The organism is Pseudomonas sp. Pso3, from assembly GCF_055393275.1.
This window is the reverse complement of sequence record NZ_AP043687.1, coordinates 222,408-237,559: the sequence shown is the minus strand read 5'-3', so window position 1 is coordinate 237,559 and position 15,152 is coordinate 222,408. Positions and strand designations below refer to the sequence as shown.

The following is a 15,152-nucleotide window of genomic DNA, read 5'->3' as shown; positions in this document are numbered from 1 at the left end:
GTTCTTATCCTCTGCCGGGGCTCAGGCCCGGGCCGGGTCAGGCTGGGTCGCGCCCAGGATCTCGCCATCGGCGGTACGCAGCTCGACGCGCTGGATGCGACCGACGATGAACAGGTAGCTGAACACCGCCACCAGGGCATTGGCCCCGACATAGACCAACGCCCACTTGAAGGAGCCGGTGGCGGCGATGAGATAGCCGATGACGATGGGGGTGGTGATGGAGGCCAGGTTGCCGAAGGTGTTGAACAGGCCGCCGGAGAGCCCGGCGATCTGCTTGGGCGAGGTGTCCGCCACCACCGCCCAGCCGAGGGCGCCGATGCCCTTGCCGAAGAAGGCCAGGGTCATGAAGCCCACCACCATCCAGTCGGCATCGACGTAGTTGCAGAAGATCATGCTGGTGGAGAGCAGCAGGCCGCAGACGATGGGCAGCTTGCGGGCGAAGGTCAGGGAATGGCCGCGCCGCAGCAGGTAGTCGGAGATCACCCCGCCGAGCACCCCGCCGATGAAGCCGCAGATCGCCGGCAGCGAGGCGATGAAACCGGCCTTGAGGATGGTCATGCCGCGCTCCTGCACCAGGTACACCGGGAACCAGGTCAGGAAGAAATAGGTGATGGCGTTGATGCAGTACTGGCCCAGGTAGACGCCGAGCATCATGCGATTGGTCAGCAGCTGGGTGATGTAGTGCCACTTGGGGCCGCCACCCTGCTGGCGGGCGCCGTTGTCCATGTCCACCAGACCGCCGTTGTCACGGATGTGCGCCAGCTCCGCGGCGTTGATGCGCGGATGCTCCTTGGGGTTGTGGATGTACTTCAGCCAGACCCCGGAGAAGAGGATGCCCAGGGCGCCCATGATGACGAAGACGTGCTCCCAGCCGAAGTGGAAGACGATGCCGCCCATGATCGGCGCGAACAGCGCGGTGGCGAAATACTGCGCCGAGTTGAAGATGGCCGAGGCGGTGCCGCGTTCGGCGGTGGGGAACCAGGCGGCGACGATGCGCGCGTTGCCCGGGAAGGACGGTGCCTCGGCCAGGCCGACAAGGAATCTCAGCATGAACAGGGTGGTCACCGCCCAGGCCACCAGCAGGCCGCCGACCAGCCCCTGCAGCAGGGTGAACAGCGACCAGAAGAAGATGCTGCCGGCATAGACCTTCTTCGAACCGAAGCGATCCAGCAGCCAGCCACCGGGAATCTGCCCGGCCACATAGGCCCAACCGAAGGCGGAGAAGATATAGCCGAGGGTGACGGCGCTGATGCCGAGGTCCTTCTGCAGGCTGGAGCCGGCGATGGCGATGGTGGCGCGGTCGGCGTAGTTGATGGTGGTCACCACGAACAGCATCAACAGGATCAGGTAGCGCACCCGGGTGGGTCTTGTGGCATCCATGGGGATCCCTCTTGCGTGATTGTTTTTATTGAAGGTGCGAGTCGTTGGATGATTGCGCAATCATATCCTGGTGCGACAACCTGACTCAGCCCTGGCGTTTGTCCAAGACTAAGGCATGATTGCGCAACCATACAAGTATGACGTCTAACAACTTGAGCGCCGATGGTCAGGTCGTGGCGCGGTCGATGATATGGAAACCGGTGTCGATGCGCACCGCCTCCCGGACACCATCGCCCAGGTCGAACCGCCGCAGCAACGCCTCTGCCGCCAGGGTGCCCATGCGATCGCCCTCGACACTGACCGAGGACAGCGCCGGGTGCATCTGGGCGGCGCTGGAGAGATTGCCGAAGCCCAGCACCGCCAGGTCCTCGGGCAGGCGCAGACCGCGGCTGGCGGCTTCCGCCATGACGCCCTGGGCGACGGTGTCCGAGCTGCACACCACCACATCGAAGGCCTCGTCACGGGCCAGCAGCTGGCGCAGGCCCGCCCGTCCGGACTCCACCAGCGCCGGCGCCGGCAGGATCTCCAGCAGTGGTTCCGCCACGCCCAGTTCGGCCAGCCGCGCGACCAGGCTGCGACAGCGCCGCAGGGCGCGGGGGTCGTCCACCGAGACCACGGCGAAGCGCCGATAGCCACGGGCGTGCAGATGCTCGGCCTGGGCGCGCCCCACGGCTTCGTGGGAAAAGCCCACCTGCATGTCCAGCGGGTCTTCACCGAGGTCCCAGGACTCCACCACCGGGATGCCAGCCTGGGCCAGGCGCTGCCGACTGGCGGCGGTGTGCAGGGTACCGGTCAGCACGATGCCATCGGGCTTGCGTCCCAGCACCGCGGCCAGCAGCTGCTCTTCCTGTTCGGCGCTGTAGCCGGTGAGGCCGAGCAGGGTCTGGTAGCCGGCCTGGGACAGGCGCGCCATCAATGCCTGGACGGTCTCGGCGAAGATGGAGTGGACGATGGTCGGCACGAACAGCGCCACCAGGCGACTGCGATTGGAGGCCAGGCCGCCGGCCAGCAGATTGGGCACGTAGCCGGTGGCCTGCACCGCCGCCAGCACCTTCTCCCGCGCCGCCTCGCTGACGATCTCCGGTCGATTCAGCGCCCGCGAGACGGTGATCGGCGACACCCCGGCGACCCGGGCCACGTCGATGAGCGTGGGGGCAGCGGAATTGACCGCGGTAGAGAGGGCTTTGCTGGACTTCTTGGCCATGAATCGCTGGAGACGAGGAAGAGATCGGCCATGGTAACGGTTGGTGCGGGCGGCGTCCCCGGAGAACACCGGAGCGTGGAAAACCGCGCAGCGTTTTCCACCTGGGAATGGACAGCGATGGATGAGAGAGCATCGAATCCCGTAGGAGCGGCCCATGGCCGCGATAAAGCCAGCGCCAGGTCTGATCGCGGCCATGGCGGTCCGCCGATGCGGCCGCTCCTACAGTTTAAGCAGCCATCGCACGGCCACGGCCGCGCTGCGCCCTACCCGCCCATCGCCGTCCGAATGTCCGCCGCCAGCTCCAGTACCCGCGCCTCTTCGGTATCCCAGGAGCACATGAAACGCGCCCCGCCGCTGCCGATGAAGGTGTAGAAGCGCCAGCCGCGGGCGCGCAGGAATTCCAGCGCCGGTTCGGAGAGCTGCAGGAACACCGAGTTGGCTTCCACCGGGAACATGAAGTCCACGCCGGGCACCCCGCGTACCCGCTCGGCGAGCAGCTGGGCCATGGCATTGGCGTGGCGGGCGTGGCGTAGCCAGGTGTCGTTTTCCAGCACGCCAAGCCAGGGCGCGGAGAGGAATCTCATCTTGGACGCCAGCTGGCCGGCCTGCTTGCAGCGGTATTCGAAGTCCTCGGCCAGCTCGCGGTTGAAGAAAAGGATCGCCTCCCCCACCGCCATGCCGCTCTTGGTGCCACCAAAGCAGAGCACGTCGACGCCGGCCTTCCAGGTCACCTCGGCCGGGGTGCAGCCCAGGCCGGCCACGGCATTGGAAAAGCGCGAGCCGTCCATGTGCAGGTGCAGGCCGAGGTCGCGGCAGGTGGCGCTGATAGCCTGCAATTCGTTGAGGCTATAGAGGGTACCCACCTCGGTGGCCTGGGTGACGGTCACTGCCCGCGGCTTGGGAAAGTGGATGTCGGCGCGCTTGGTGGCGATCTGCTGGATGGCGCCCGGGGTCAGCTTGCCCTGGTGGGCCGGTGCCAGCAGCAGCTTGGAGCCGTTGGAAAAGAATTCCGGCGCGCCGCATTCGTCGGTCTCGACGTGGGCGGTGTCGGAGCAGATCACGCTGTGGTAGCTCTGGCACAGCGCCGCCAGGGCCAGGGAGTTGGCCGCGGTGCCGTTGAAGGCGAAGAACACCTCGCAGTCGGTCTCGAACAGCTGGCGAAAGCGATCGGCGGCGCGCGCCGTCCAGGTGTCGTTGCCATAGGCGGTCTCGTGGCCGACGTTGGCCGCGGCCATGGCGGCCCAGGCTTCCGGGCAGATGCCGGAATAGTTGTCACTGGCGAATTGCTGGGCGTTGCTGCTCATCGGGCAGTCCTCGCGACGGGTTCGGTGCGGGCCAGCAGCCAGTCGCGCGCGGCGCCCTCGACCAGCGGCAGCACGCGGCGGCGGACCTCGGCGTGATAGCCATCCAGCCAGTCCAGCTCGTCGCTGCGCAGCAGCGCCAGATCCAGGCAGCGGGTGTCCAGCGGACAGAGGGTCAGGGTCTCGAAGGCCAGGAAATCGCCGAATTCGGTGGTTTCCGCGCGAGTGCACAGGAGCAGGTTCTCCAGCCGCACGCCCCACTGGCCGGGGCGATAGATACCCGGTTCGTTGGAGGTGATCATGCCCTCGCGCAGGACATGGTGCGGGGTGACCGTGGCATAGAAGGAAATCGACTGCGGTCCCTCGTGCACATTGAGGAAGTAACCCACGCCATGGCCGGTGCCGTGGCCGTAGTCGATGCCGGCGGCCCAGATCGGCTCGCGCGCCAGGGCGTCGAGCATGGGCGCGGCGACGCCGGCCGGAAAGCGCGCCCGCGACAGCGCCAGCATGCCCTTGAGCACCAGGGTGAAATCGCGCTTCTGGGCGGCGCTGGGAGTGCCGATGGGCACCACCCGGGTGATGTCGGTGGTGCCCCCCAGGTACTGGCCGCCACTGTCGATCAGCAGCAGGCCGTCGCCCTGGAGTTCGGCATGGGCCTCTTCGGTCGCCCGGTAGTGCGGCAGGGCGCCACCGGCGTTGAAGCCGGCGATGGTGGCGAAGCTCAGGGAGACGAAGTTGGGGCGCGCCGCGCGGGCCTCGCTCAGCCAGTCGTCCACGGTCAGCTCGGTGAGGCGCTCGCCACGGGCCAGGGCCGCCTCGAAACGGGCGAAGAAGACGCACAGCGCGGCGCCGTCCTCTTCCATGGCCATGCGCACCTGGGCCACCTCCTCGGCGGTCTTGCAGGCCTTGAGCAGGGTCGAGGGATTGATCTGCTCGTGCCGCTCGACCCCTTGGGGCGCGGCCTCGGCCAGCCCGAGGGTGACCCGCGCCGGGTCCACCAGCAGGCGACTGCCGGCCGGCAGCCGGGCCAGCTCGGCGGCCGCCTGGTGGTAGTCGGCCAGGGTCACGCCGTCCTCCACCAGGGCCGTGCGGATCTCGGCCGGCACCTTGGCCGGGTCGATGAACAGCTGGCAGCTGTCGCTACCCAGCAGCACATGGGCGAGGAACACCGGGTTGTAGGGCACGTCGGCGCCGCGCAGGTTGAGCAGCCAGGCGATGTCGTCCAGCGAGGAGATGAAATGCCAGTCGGCCTTGGCGTCCTTCAGCTTCTCGCGCACCTGGGCGAGCTTGGCGCTGCGCGGATGGGGGGCCTGGGGGGCGGCATGGGCATAGACCGGTGCCGCCGGCAGCGCGGGGCGCTCGCGCCAGATCGCCGCCAGCGGGTCGAGATCGGTCCGCAGCCGGATACCCTTGGGCTCCAGCGCGCGGCGCAGGGCCGCCGCTGCGCCGAGCGACAGCACCTGGCCGTCCACCAGTACCGTGCCGCCCGCGGGCACCTGGTCGGCCAGCCACTGCAGGTGGGCCTGGGGCTGGCTGGCGACCTGCTTCATCAGGTCGATGCCGCTGCCCGCCAGCTCCTGGGTGGCCTGCTCCCAGTAGCGGCTGTCGGTCCAGACGCCGGCGGCCTCGCGGGTCACCAGCAGCAACCCGGCGGAGCCGGTGAAACCGGACAGCCAGGCACGGCCCTGCCAGTGTTCCGGCAGGTATTCGGACAGATGGGGATCGGCGCTGGGGATCAGGCAGGCATCGGCGCCCTGCTCGGCCAGGAAGGCGCGCAGGGCGGCAAGTCGTTGAGCGGAAGTGGCGGTCATGAGCACCTCGACAAGGTCAGGGGCTCAGTGTGCCGCAGATATAAAAAAGCCGCACCCAAAGGGTGCGGCGGAGAAAGACCAAAGGAGCAAGGAGGGGTGGTCTTTCGAAAGCGGAGCGGCTCAGCGACGCACGTCGGCGGCGGGAGCGGCCTGATCGCCGTAGTGCTGCATGGCGGCATGATTCTGATCGACCAGTTTGTATCTCAGGCTGGGATTGTCGTCGGCAGCGGCGAACTGGGTGGCGGTCAGGGTGGCAAGGGTCAGCAACAGGGCGGACAGAGAACGTTTCATGGCGAACTCCTCAAAGGTCGTGTTCATCGGGGTACAGGACCATTCTAGGAAAAGAACGCCGCCTAATAAATAGCATGCTAATTAAATGACTGTTGCAAGGATTGCAACAAGCCCTGGCCTAGTCCTTGGCCCAGTAGCGCTGGTCCTCGAGCACCCGATTCTCCAGCTGCAGACGTTCGGGCAATTCTTCCTTGAGGAAGTCGATCCAAGTCTTGATCTTGGCGTCGAGAAAGCGCCGCGAGGGATAGAGCGCATGGATGTTGCGTTCGCGCAGGCGGAAGTTGGGCAGCAGGCGCACCAGGCTGCCATCACGCAGGTAGTTGACCGCGATGTAGCTGGGCAGCAGGCAGATGCCCATGCCCTGGCGGGCCACGCTGGCCAGGGCCTCGGCGACATTGACCTGGAAGACGTAGCGCGGCGCCACCTGCTGCTCGCCGTCTTCACCGGCGAAGACCCAGCGTTCGGAGAAATTCGGATCCAGCAGGCGCAGGCAGTCGTGCGCGGCGAGATCGGCCGGCACCTTGGGCGCCGGGCGCTGCGCCAGATAGCTGGGCGCCGCGCAGACCACGCTGTAGACGCCACCGAGACGCTGGGCGACGAAATCCGAGTCGGCTAGTTCGGTGTCCAGGGTGATGGCGATGTCGTGCCCATCCTCCAGCAGCGCCGGGTGGTTCTGCGAGAGATTCATGACGATCTCGACATGGGGATAGCGCGCGCAGAAGCGCGACACCAGCGGCGCCAGCAACTGGGTGCCCAGACCGGTCATGGAATGCAGGCGCAGATGGCCATGGGGCTTGAGATGGGCGCCGCTGGCCTCGGCTTCGGCCTCGCCGACGTCCTGCAGGATGCGCCGGCAGCGTTCGAGATAGCGCTCGCCCGCCTCGGTCAGCGCCAGCCGCCGGGTGGTGCGGTGCAGCAGGCGGGTCTGCAGATGGCTTTCCAGTTCCGCCAGCAGGCGCGACACCTGGGCGGTGGACAGGTCGAGGGTGTGGGCAGCAGCCGTGAGACTGCCCAGATCCACCACCCGGACGAAGATGCGCATGCCTTGGAAAATATCCATTATTGCCTTTTTCGCAATGGAGTTTCGTCAAGTCGTCACTTTATTGAAAAAGTCGGACGCCCGATAGTGGTGCAGTGAGCTGCTGTGGATTCGACTTGCTGACCGCGCGAATCCTTCCCTCCGGCAGTGGCTCCTTGGATAGCTCCTTGCGGCCTTCCGGCAGACGTCTCCCCTGGAGACCTCAGCCGGAGGGCCGTTTTTTTTGCCTGGCGTTCCGACCAGGCCCCGGCCATCAGTCCCGCCGCTCCGGCTCGCGAATGCGATAGCTGGCGATGTACAGCGCCGGCAGGAACAGCAGCGTCAGCAGCGTCGCCGCGACGATGCCGCCGATCATGGCGTAGGCCATGGGGCCCCAGAACACCTCGCGGGCGATGGGAATCATGCCCAGGCTGGCCGCGGCGGCGGTCAGCAGGATCGGCCGGCGGCGGTGTTGGGTGGCTTCCACCACGGCGTCCCAGGGCGAGCGACCGGCCTGCTCGAAGGCATCGATCTGGGTCACCAGGATCACCGAGTTGCGGATGATGATGCCGATCAGCGCCAGCACCCCGAGGATGGCGACGAAGCCCAGCGGCTGGCCGAAGGGGATCAGCCCCAGCACCACCCCGATCAGGCCCAGGGGCGCCACGCTCGCCACCAGGAACAGCTTGCGGATGCTGTGCAGCTGGATCATCAGGAAGGTGGCCATGAGAAACAGCATCAGCGGCACCACCTCGGCGATCGGGCCCTGGGCCTTGCTGCTCTCCTCCACCGTGCCGCCCACCGCCACCTGGTAGCGCGGCGGCAGCTTGGCGATGAAGGCATCCACGTCCGGCTGCAGCTGCTTGACCAGATCCGGCGCCTGGATCTCGCTGAGAATCGAGGCCTTGAGGGTAATGGTGGGCAGCCGATCGCGGCGCCACACCAGCGGCTGCTCCAGGGCGTAGTCGATACGGGCGAAGGCCTTGAGCGGCACCGCGACGCCCTGGGGCGTCATGATCTGCAGATTCTCCAGGGTCTCCACCGAGCGCCGCTCGGCCTCGCTGGCGCGGGCCACCACGTTGACCAGGTAGATGTCGTCGCGCACCTGGGTCACCGGGGTACCGGTCACCACGCCATTGAGGATCTGCGCCACGTCCTGGGACGAGAAGCCCAGCTGCCGCGCCTTGTCCTGGTTGACCTCGACCTTGAGCATCCGCGCCGGCTCGTTCCAGTCGTAGAGGAAGTCACCCAGTTGCGGACTCTTGCCCAGCACGCTGGCCAGCGCCAGCGCCTGGCGGCGTACCTCGGCGACGTCCGGACCGCTGATGCGGTACTGGATCGGCCGGCCCACCGGCGGCCCCATCTCGAGAGGCTGGACGTAGCCGGACAGCCCGACGAAGTCCTGGCGCAGCCGCTGCTTGAGCTTGGGCAGGAGGCGATTGCGCGCCTCCAGGTCCTTGGCCACCAGGATTACCTGGCCATAGAAGGGATTCTCCAGCTGCTGGTCCAGCGGCAGGTAGAAGCGCACCGCGCCCTGGCCGACATAGGAACTCCAGTGGGCCACGTCAGGATCGTCGGCCAGGGTATTCTCGAATCTGTCCATCTGCGCCCGGGTGGCGTCGAGGGAGGCGTTCTGCGGCAGGTTGAAGTCGATCAGCAGTTCGGGTCGATCCGAGGACGGGAAGAACTGGTTCTGCACGAACTTCATCGAGAACAGCGCCGCGGCGAACAGCAGCACCGTGAGGAGGATGGTCAGCCAGCGGTGGCGCATGGCGCCCAGCAGGAGGCCGTCGGACCAGCGCGCCAGGCGGCCGGGCTGGTCATGATCCTTGGGCTTCACCTTCTTCGGCAGGATGTGCACGCCGATCACCGGCGAAAAGAACACCGCGACGATCCAGGACAGCAGCAGGGCCACGGCGATCACCGCGAACAGGGTGAAGGTGTACTGGCCGGCGCTGCTGGAGTTGAGGCCGATGGGCACGAAGCCGGCCACCGTCACCAGGGTGCCGGTGAGCATGGGAAAGGCGGTCGACTCGTAGGCATAGGTCGCCGAGCGGTGCAGCGACTCGCCCTCCTCGCGCTTGGTCACCATCATCTCCACGGTGATCATGGCGTCGTCCACCAGCAGGCCGAGGGCGATGATCAGGGCGCCCAGGGAGATCCGCTGCATGGTGATGCCGCTGTATTCCATGAAGACGAACACCAGCGCCAGGGTCAGGGGAATCGACAGCGCCACCACCAGGCCGGCGCGCACGCCGAGGCTGATGAAGCTCACCACCAGCACGATGATGACCGCCTCGAACAGCGCCCGGGTGAAGCCGCCGACAGCCTTTTCCACCACCTGCGCCTGGTTGGAGACCACGTGCACGCCGATGCCCACCGGCAGGGCGCCGGTCAGCTCCTGCATCTTCTCGGTGAGGGCCGCGCCAAAGGTCTGGATGTTGCCGCCGCTGCTCATGGCGATGGCCAGGCCGATCGCCGGCTGGCCGTTGTAGCGGAACAGCGAACTGGGTGGATCGGCGTAGCCGCTGCGGATGTCGGCCAGGTCGGTGAGGCGGTAGAAGCGATCGTCGATGCGCAGATTGACCGCGGCCAGATCGGCGGTGGAGCGGAATTCGCCACTGGTGCGCACGCTGATGCGCTCGGCGCCGGATTCGATGGTGCCCGAGGGGGTCACCGCATTCTGCTGTTGCAGGCTCTGCATCACCTGGCGCTGGTCCAGCCCCAGGGCGGCCAGCTTGCGGGTGGAGAAGTCCAGGTAGATGACCTCGTTCTCCGCGCCGATCAGCTGCACCTTGCCGATGCCCGGCACGCTGCGGATCTCGCGGCGCACCTGCTCCACCTGGTCGCGCAGCTGGCGCATGCTGAAGCCGTCGCCGGTGAAGGCATAGATGCTGCCGAAGACGTCGCCGAATTCGTCGTTGAAGGCCGGGCCCTGGATGCCCTGGGGGAATTCGCCCTGGATGTCCGAGACCTTCTTGCGCACCTGGTACCAGATGTCGGGAATCGCCTTGGCCGGCGTGGTGTCGCGCAGGTAGACGAATACCGTGGACTGCCCCGGCCGGGTGAAACTCTTGGTGTAGTCGAGGGAATCCAGCTCTTCGAGCTTCTTTTCCACCCGCTCGGTGACCTGGCGCAGGGTCTCCTCGGTGGTCGCCCCCGGCCAGCGGGTCTGGATGACCATGGTCTTGATGGCAAAGGACGGATCTTCCTCGCGTCCCAGCTTCATGTAGGAGAAGACGCCCATCAGCAGGGCGACGAACATCAGGTACCAGACGAAGGATTGGTGGCGCAGCGCCCAGTCCGACAGGTTGAAGCCTTTCATGGCCGAGCGCCCTCCTGATCCTTCACCCGCTGTCCCTCCTCGAGACTGTTGACCCCGGCTATCACCACCCGCTCTCCCGCCTTCAGGCCGTTGCCGATCCAGGCCAGGCCATCGGCCTCGCGCAGCACCTCGACCGGCCGCTGGCGCACCTGCGCCTGCTCGCCCTGGCCTTCCACCACCCAGACCGAGGTCCGGCCGTCCTGACGCCGCAGCGCCTGGGTCGGCAGCGGCAGGCCCGCCGCCGGTGGCGACTCCAGCTCGCCCTGCACCAGGCTGCCGATGCGCAGCGCGGCCGGTGGCTCGTCCAGGGTCAGGCGCACCCGCCGGGTGCGCGTGGTGGCATCGGCCTGGGGCTCGATCTCGCGCACCCGACCGGCGACCGCCACCTCGGGATCCAGGGCCATGCGCACGGTCAGGACGCGTCCCGGGGTCAGCTGGCCGATGGCCTGGGCCGGCAGGTCCAGCACCGCCTCGCGGACGTCCGGACGGGCGACCCGCACCACCGGCTGACCGGCGGACACCACCTGGCCGACCTCGGCCTGCCAGGCGGTGATCACCCCGTCGAAATCGCTGTAGAGCTCGGCATAGTCGCGCTGATCGCGGGCCTGGCGCTCGGCGCTCTGGGCCTGTTCGCGGGCGGCTTCCAGGGTGTGCAGGCGGGTCAGCGCCTGATCCAGCTGGGAGCGCGAGCCAACGCCCTGGTCGAACAGCTGCTGCTGGCGCCGGGCATCGTTGCGCGCATCGCGCCACTGGGCTTCGGCATCGGCGGTCTGGCCCTGCCGACTGCGCAGGGCATTGTCCTGATCGGTGGGGTCCAGCGCCGCCAGCAACTGGCCACGGCGCACCGGCTGACCCACGTCCAGCAGCCGCCGGGTCATGCGACCGCCGACGCGAAAGCCCAACACGCTCTCGTAGCGCGCCTGGATGCTGCCGGCAAAGACTTCGCGCCCGGGCGGCGGGGCACTCAAGGTCAGGGTCGCCACCGGCCGGATCGGCGGCGGCGGCGCCTCGTCATCCGAGCAGCCCGCCAGGACCAGCAGCAGACATAGCGGCAGCAGCGGCAGCAGCGGCTTCATGGGCGCACCTCGTTGAAGGCCGAGCGCTCGGCGACTTCGACCCTCTGCCCGGGACTCAGCGCCTGGCCGCCGGCGACCACGATGCGGTCGCCAGCCGCGAGGCCCTCGTTGACGATGATGCTGTCGCGGGTGAAGCGCTCGATGCGCAGCGGCTGCAGGCTGACCCGCCCGTCTTCGCCGAGGCGCCAGGCGGCGGGCTGCTCGGTGGTGCCGTTCAGCGCCGTCCAGGGCAAGGCGAAGCCCTGCTCCGTCGCGCCCTCGAGCTGGGCATTGACCACCGCCCCCAGGGTCATGGCCGCCGGGGGTCTATCGAGTTGTACCTTGATGCGCACCGTGCCACTGCTCGCCACGGTCGGGGCGATCTCGCGCAGGGTACCCCGGGTCGTGACGGCCGGTTGCGCCTGCAGGGCGACGGGCAGGGTCTGGCCGACCTTGAGTTCGCGGGCCAGGGATTCATAGAGATCGAAGACGGCGTCGAGGTCGCCGCTCACCGCCAGGTCGAAGATCGCCGTGCCGGCCTGCACCACCTGCCCCGCTTCGGCGTGGCGGGCGGTCAGCACCCCGGCGGCGCTGGCGCGCAATTCGGTATAGCCCAGTTGCTTGCGCGCATCGTCGCGCTGGGCGACGGCGGTCTGCAGGGCGCTGCGGGCACCGTCCAGGGTGGCCTGGGCCTGGTCGTACTGGCTGCGACTGGTGTAGCCCTTGGGGAGCAGGGCGGCCTGGCGCTCGAAATCGACCCGCGCCAGCCGGGTGCGGGCTTCCTGGGCCTCCACCTGGGCCTGGGCGGCGGCCAGGTTATTGCGCAGATCCTGGGGATCCAGCCGGGCCAGGACCTGACCCTCGCGCACGCGATCGCCGACATCCGCCAGCCGCTCGCTGATCTTGCCACTCACGCGAAAACCGAGCGGCGCCTGCACCCGCGCCTGGATATCTCCGGTGAAGGGGATGCGCTGACTGTCCTTTATCGGACTCAGCTGCACCACCACCACCCGCGCCAGTTCCTCGGTGGGCGGTTGCTCCTGGGAGCAGCCCGGTAACAGCGTTACCAGGGTCAGAGCAGCCGTTACCTGGCAGAGGCGAGCAAGGCGGAGAGCCCTCATGATTGTCCTTATCGGTGGAAGAGGCGCGATCTGCGAACTGACCACAGGCGGCGCAGGGGGTTCGTCTGACGAATTGTCAGGCGCCTGGCGATGCTTGGGAAGCGCTACGACGAGGGCGTTGGGCAAATGCCCGGCAACGGAGCGGCCATTCGCCCACAAATGTTCACAAATGCCCTGGAACCCGGCATTCCAGGCCGCAGTCAACTGAGACGTGCGCTGTGGACCTGCCCGTCCGCAGCTGATGCCCGCCACCGTTCCGGCGCGGGCCCCATCAGATTCACAGGTTTATTTCGACGAGGCCGAACTCATGAAAAAGCTGCTGATCACCTCTACCGCTGCTGTGATGCTGTCGATGGCCACGGGTGTCTTCGCGGCCGAAACCTCCAAGAGCGCCACGGCCGTCAACGGATCCGCCACTTCCGAGGTGCCGGGCAAGACTACCGTGAAGGGCGGTGCCGATGGCGCTGCCGAAGTGCCCTTCAAGAGCGACAAGCCCAACAAGGTCGACGCTCGCAACCAGAACAACATGCAGTAATCACCGTCCCTGGCGGTAACAGAAAGCCCCGGCATGCCGGGGCTTTTTGCTGCCTGCCGTTCAGGCTGCAGACAAGACAAACCCCGCCGAAGCGGGGTCTGTGGAAAGGATGCAGCAGCCGGGCTTAGCGCCAGAACGGCTTGTGCATTTCCTGGTAGCGCTGGGCCTCGGTGATACCGGCGTCAGCCAGCATACGGGCGTCCAGACGAGCCAGTTCGTTGCGGCTGGCGATGCGACGCTGCCAGGTGGACAGGGTGGAGATAACGCGCAGGGCAGCGGGCACGCGGTTGCTGGGCTTGGCGTTGTACAGCGAGGAACTGAAGGTGCGTTCCATGGTGGCTTTCCTTCCCGCTTGTGACGGGTACTGGTCATCGAATGGCGCCATTGTCTCGCCAGGCGAGTGCTACCACCAGTAACAGTCCAGGGAAAGGTTCGCGGATCACTCGGCACACAATTGCAACTGTACTGCCGCAATTTGGGTCATTCTGTAACGTCTTGCACCATTGCAGTGCAAAATTTGGTTACCAGAGGGAACATCGCGAGAATTTGAGCTGTACAGTTGCCCGGAAGGCCAGGAAACAGGAGTGCTGTTCTACCTGTTACCGCGGCCGCTGTCCAGCCTGGAAGGAACTCCGTGCTCCAGAAAGGAGCGCTTCCGACGCCCGGTGGCGCCGGAAGCCTCTGGTCATCAGCGCGCGGCAGCGGCCAGGCTCGGGTTGGCGGGCTGACGCCGGCCTACCCAGGTGCCGATGGCCACGACCAGCAGCGCCAGCAGACCGGTCGCCAGGATCTCGAAGCGATGGGCTTCGCTGAACAGCATCACGGTCAGGGCGCCGACGATGAAGACGATCACCGCCCAGGTCAGCCAGGGGAACAGCCACATGCGGAACTCCAGGGTTTCGCCGCGGGCGATCAGCTTGCGTCTCAGGCGCAGCTGGGTCACGGCGATCACCAGATAGACCAGCAGAGCCACGGCGCCGGAGGTGGACAGCAGGAAGCTGAACACCGCCTCGGGCATGGTGTAGTTGGCGATGGTGGTGAGGAAGCCCACGGCGGTACTGGCCAGCACGGCCGCGCGCGGCACGCCGCTGCTGGAGGCACGACCCATCTTGGCCGGGGCATCGCCACGGCGGGCCAGCGAATAGAGCATGCGCGAAGCGGTGTAGAGCGCCGAGTTCAGGCAGCTGGCCACGGCGACCAGCACCACGCAGTCGACGATCAGCTTGGCATTGGGGATCGACAGCACCTCGAGGGCGCGCTGGTAGGAACCCACGATCGGCAGCTGGGCATCGTTCCAGGGCACCATGGACACCACCAGGAAGATGGAGACCAGGTAGAACAGCGCGATCCGCCAGATCACCGAGTTGGTGGCCTTGCTGATCTGCCGCGACGGGTCCTTGGACTCGGCGGCGGCGATGGTGACGATCTCGGTTCCCATGAAGCTGAACATGGTGGTCAGCAGGGCGCCCAGCACCGCGCCGAAGCCATTGGGCATGAAGCCGCCGGTATGGGCCATCAGATTGCTCAGGCCGCTGACCTCGCGACCCGGCAGGGCGCCGACCAGGGCGGCCGCGCCCAGGGCGATGAAGGCGACGATGGCGATGACCTTGAGCAGGGCGAACCAGAATTCGAACTCGCCGTATTTGGCGACGCTGAACAGGTTGGTCACGGTCAGGATGCCGGTAATGATCAGGGCGAATTGCCAGGTGGCGATCGCCGGGAACCAGGCATTGAGGATGGCGGCGGCGGCCACGGCCTCCAGCGGAATCACCAGCACCCAGAACCACCAGTACAGCCAGCCGATGGTGAAGCCGGCCCAGCGGCCGATGCCCTGCTGCGCATAGGACGAGAAGGAACCGGTATCGGGCGAGGCGACGGCCATTTCACCCAGCATGCGCATGACCAGCACCACCAGGGTACCGGCCAGGGCGTAGGCCAGCAGCACGGCCGGGCCGGCCGCGGCGATGGCATGACCGGAGCCGACGAACAGACCGGCACCGATCACCCCGGCGATGGACAACATGGTCACATGGCGCGGTTTGAGCGCCGGAGAGAGGTTGCATTCTACGTTGGACATAAGGTGTTACCTGACAACGGAAAGCCTCCCAAGT

The 15,152-nt window shown here is 67.0% G+C and carries 12 protein-coding genes; 1 reads left to right on the top strand and 11 read right to left on the bottom strand.

All coding sequences use genetic code 11. From position 1 onward, the window contains the following. Window positions 1–21 precede the first annotated feature (21 nt). From ACZ5R1_RS01150 to ACZ5R1_RS01110, 9 genes are all read right to left on the bottom strand, one after another. Window positions 22–1,380 (bottom strand): MFS transporter, encoded by a 1,359-nt coding sequence (locus ACZ5R1_RS01150; protein WP_464712766.1) that lies wholly within the window; start codon window positions 1,378–1,380, stop codon window positions 22–24. Window positions 1,381–1,546: 166 nt separating this feature from the next. After that, window positions 1,547–2,584 carry a LacI family DNA-binding transcriptional regulator gene (locus ACZ5R1_RS01145; RefSeq protein ID WP_042135241.1) on the bottom strand — a complete coding sequence of 346 codons (1,038 nt, stop codon included), beginning with the start codon at window positions 2,582–2,584 and terminating at the stop codon, window positions 1,547–1,549. Between the two features lie 263 nt (window positions 2,585–2,847). Beyond that, window positions 2,848–3,888 carry a threonine aldolase family protein gene (locus tag ACZ5R1_RS01140; RefSeq protein ID WP_042135239.1) on the bottom strand — a complete coding sequence of 347 codons (1,041 nt, stop codon included), beginning with the start codon at window positions 3,886–3,888 and terminating at the stop codon, window positions 2,848–2,850. Continuing rightward, complete coding sequence (locus ACZ5R1_RS01135; RefSeq protein ID WP_042135237.1) at window positions 3,885–5,696, bottom strand: aminopeptidase P family protein; 1,812 nt, start codon at window positions 5,694–5,696, stop codon at window positions 3,885–3,887. The genes ACZ5R1_RS01140 and ACZ5R1_RS01135 overlap by 4 nt, the downstream gene beginning before the upstream one ends. Before the next feature lie 120 nt (window positions 5,697–5,816). After that, window positions 5,817–5,987: a hypothetical protein gene (locus ACZ5R1_RS01130; protein WP_169742416.1), complete on the bottom strand. Its 171-nt coding sequence runs from the start codon at window positions 5,985–5,987 to the stop codon at window positions 5,817–5,819. Window positions 5,988–6,105: 118 nt separating this feature from the next. Further along, window positions 6,106–7,047, bottom strand: coding sequence for a LysR family transcriptional regulator (locus tag ACZ5R1_RS01125; protein WP_027598127.1), 942 nt, complete (start codon window positions 7,045–7,047; stop codon window positions 6,106–6,108). A 232-nt stretch (window positions 7,048–7,279) separates the two neighbouring features. After that, window positions 7,280–10,330, bottom strand: a complete 3,051-nt coding sequence (locus ACZ5R1_RS01120) for an efflux RND transporter permease subunit (protein WP_464712765.1) — start codon at window positions 10,328–10,330, stop codon at window positions 7,280–7,282. Continuing rightward, window positions 10,327–11,406, bottom strand: a complete 1,080-nt coding sequence (locus ACZ5R1_RS01115; protein ID WP_169853344.1) for an efflux RND transporter periplasmic adaptor subunit — start codon at window positions 11,404–11,406, stop codon at window positions 10,327–10,329. Before ACZ5R1_RS01115 ends, ACZ5R1_RS01120 begins: the two co-directional genes overlap by 4 nt. Beyond that, complete coding sequence (locus ACZ5R1_RS01110) at window positions 11,403–12,506, bottom strand: efflux RND transporter periplasmic adaptor subunit (RefSeq protein ID WP_147302569.1); 1,104 nt, start codon at window positions 12,504–12,506, stop codon at window positions 11,403–11,405. Before ACZ5R1_RS01110 ends, ACZ5R1_RS01115 begins: the two co-directional genes overlap by 4 nt. Window positions 12,507–12,813: 307 nt before the next feature. Here ACZ5R1_RS01110 and ACZ5R1_RS01105 point away from each other — a divergent pair, with 307 nt between their 5' ends. Then, the gene (locus ACZ5R1_RS01105) at window positions 12,814–13,041 is read left to right on the top strand and encodes a hypothetical protein (protein WP_042135232.1); all 228 of its coding nucleotides are present in this window, start codon (window positions 12,814–12,816) and stop codon (window positions 13,039–13,041) included. A gap of 124 nt (window positions 13,042–13,165) precedes the next feature. Here ACZ5R1_RS01105 and ACZ5R1_RS01100 read toward each other — a convergent pair whose 3' ends face one another. Together ACZ5R1_RS01100 and gabP are read right to left on the bottom strand one after the other, a co-directional pair. Then, on the bottom strand, window positions 13,166–13,375 hold the full coding sequence (locus ACZ5R1_RS01100) for a DUF1127 domain-containing protein (protein ID WP_007161433.1): 210 nt from the start codon (window positions 13,373–13,375) through the stop codon (window positions 13,166–13,168). Window positions 13,376–13,729: 354 nt separating this feature from the next. Continuing rightward, on the bottom strand, window positions 13,730–15,118 hold the full coding sequence (gene gabP / locus ACZ5R1_RS01095; RefSeq protein WP_464712764.1) for a GABA permease: 1,389 nt from the start codon (window positions 15,116–15,118) through the stop codon (window positions 13,730–13,732). Window positions 15,119–15,152 lie beyond the last annotated feature (34 nt).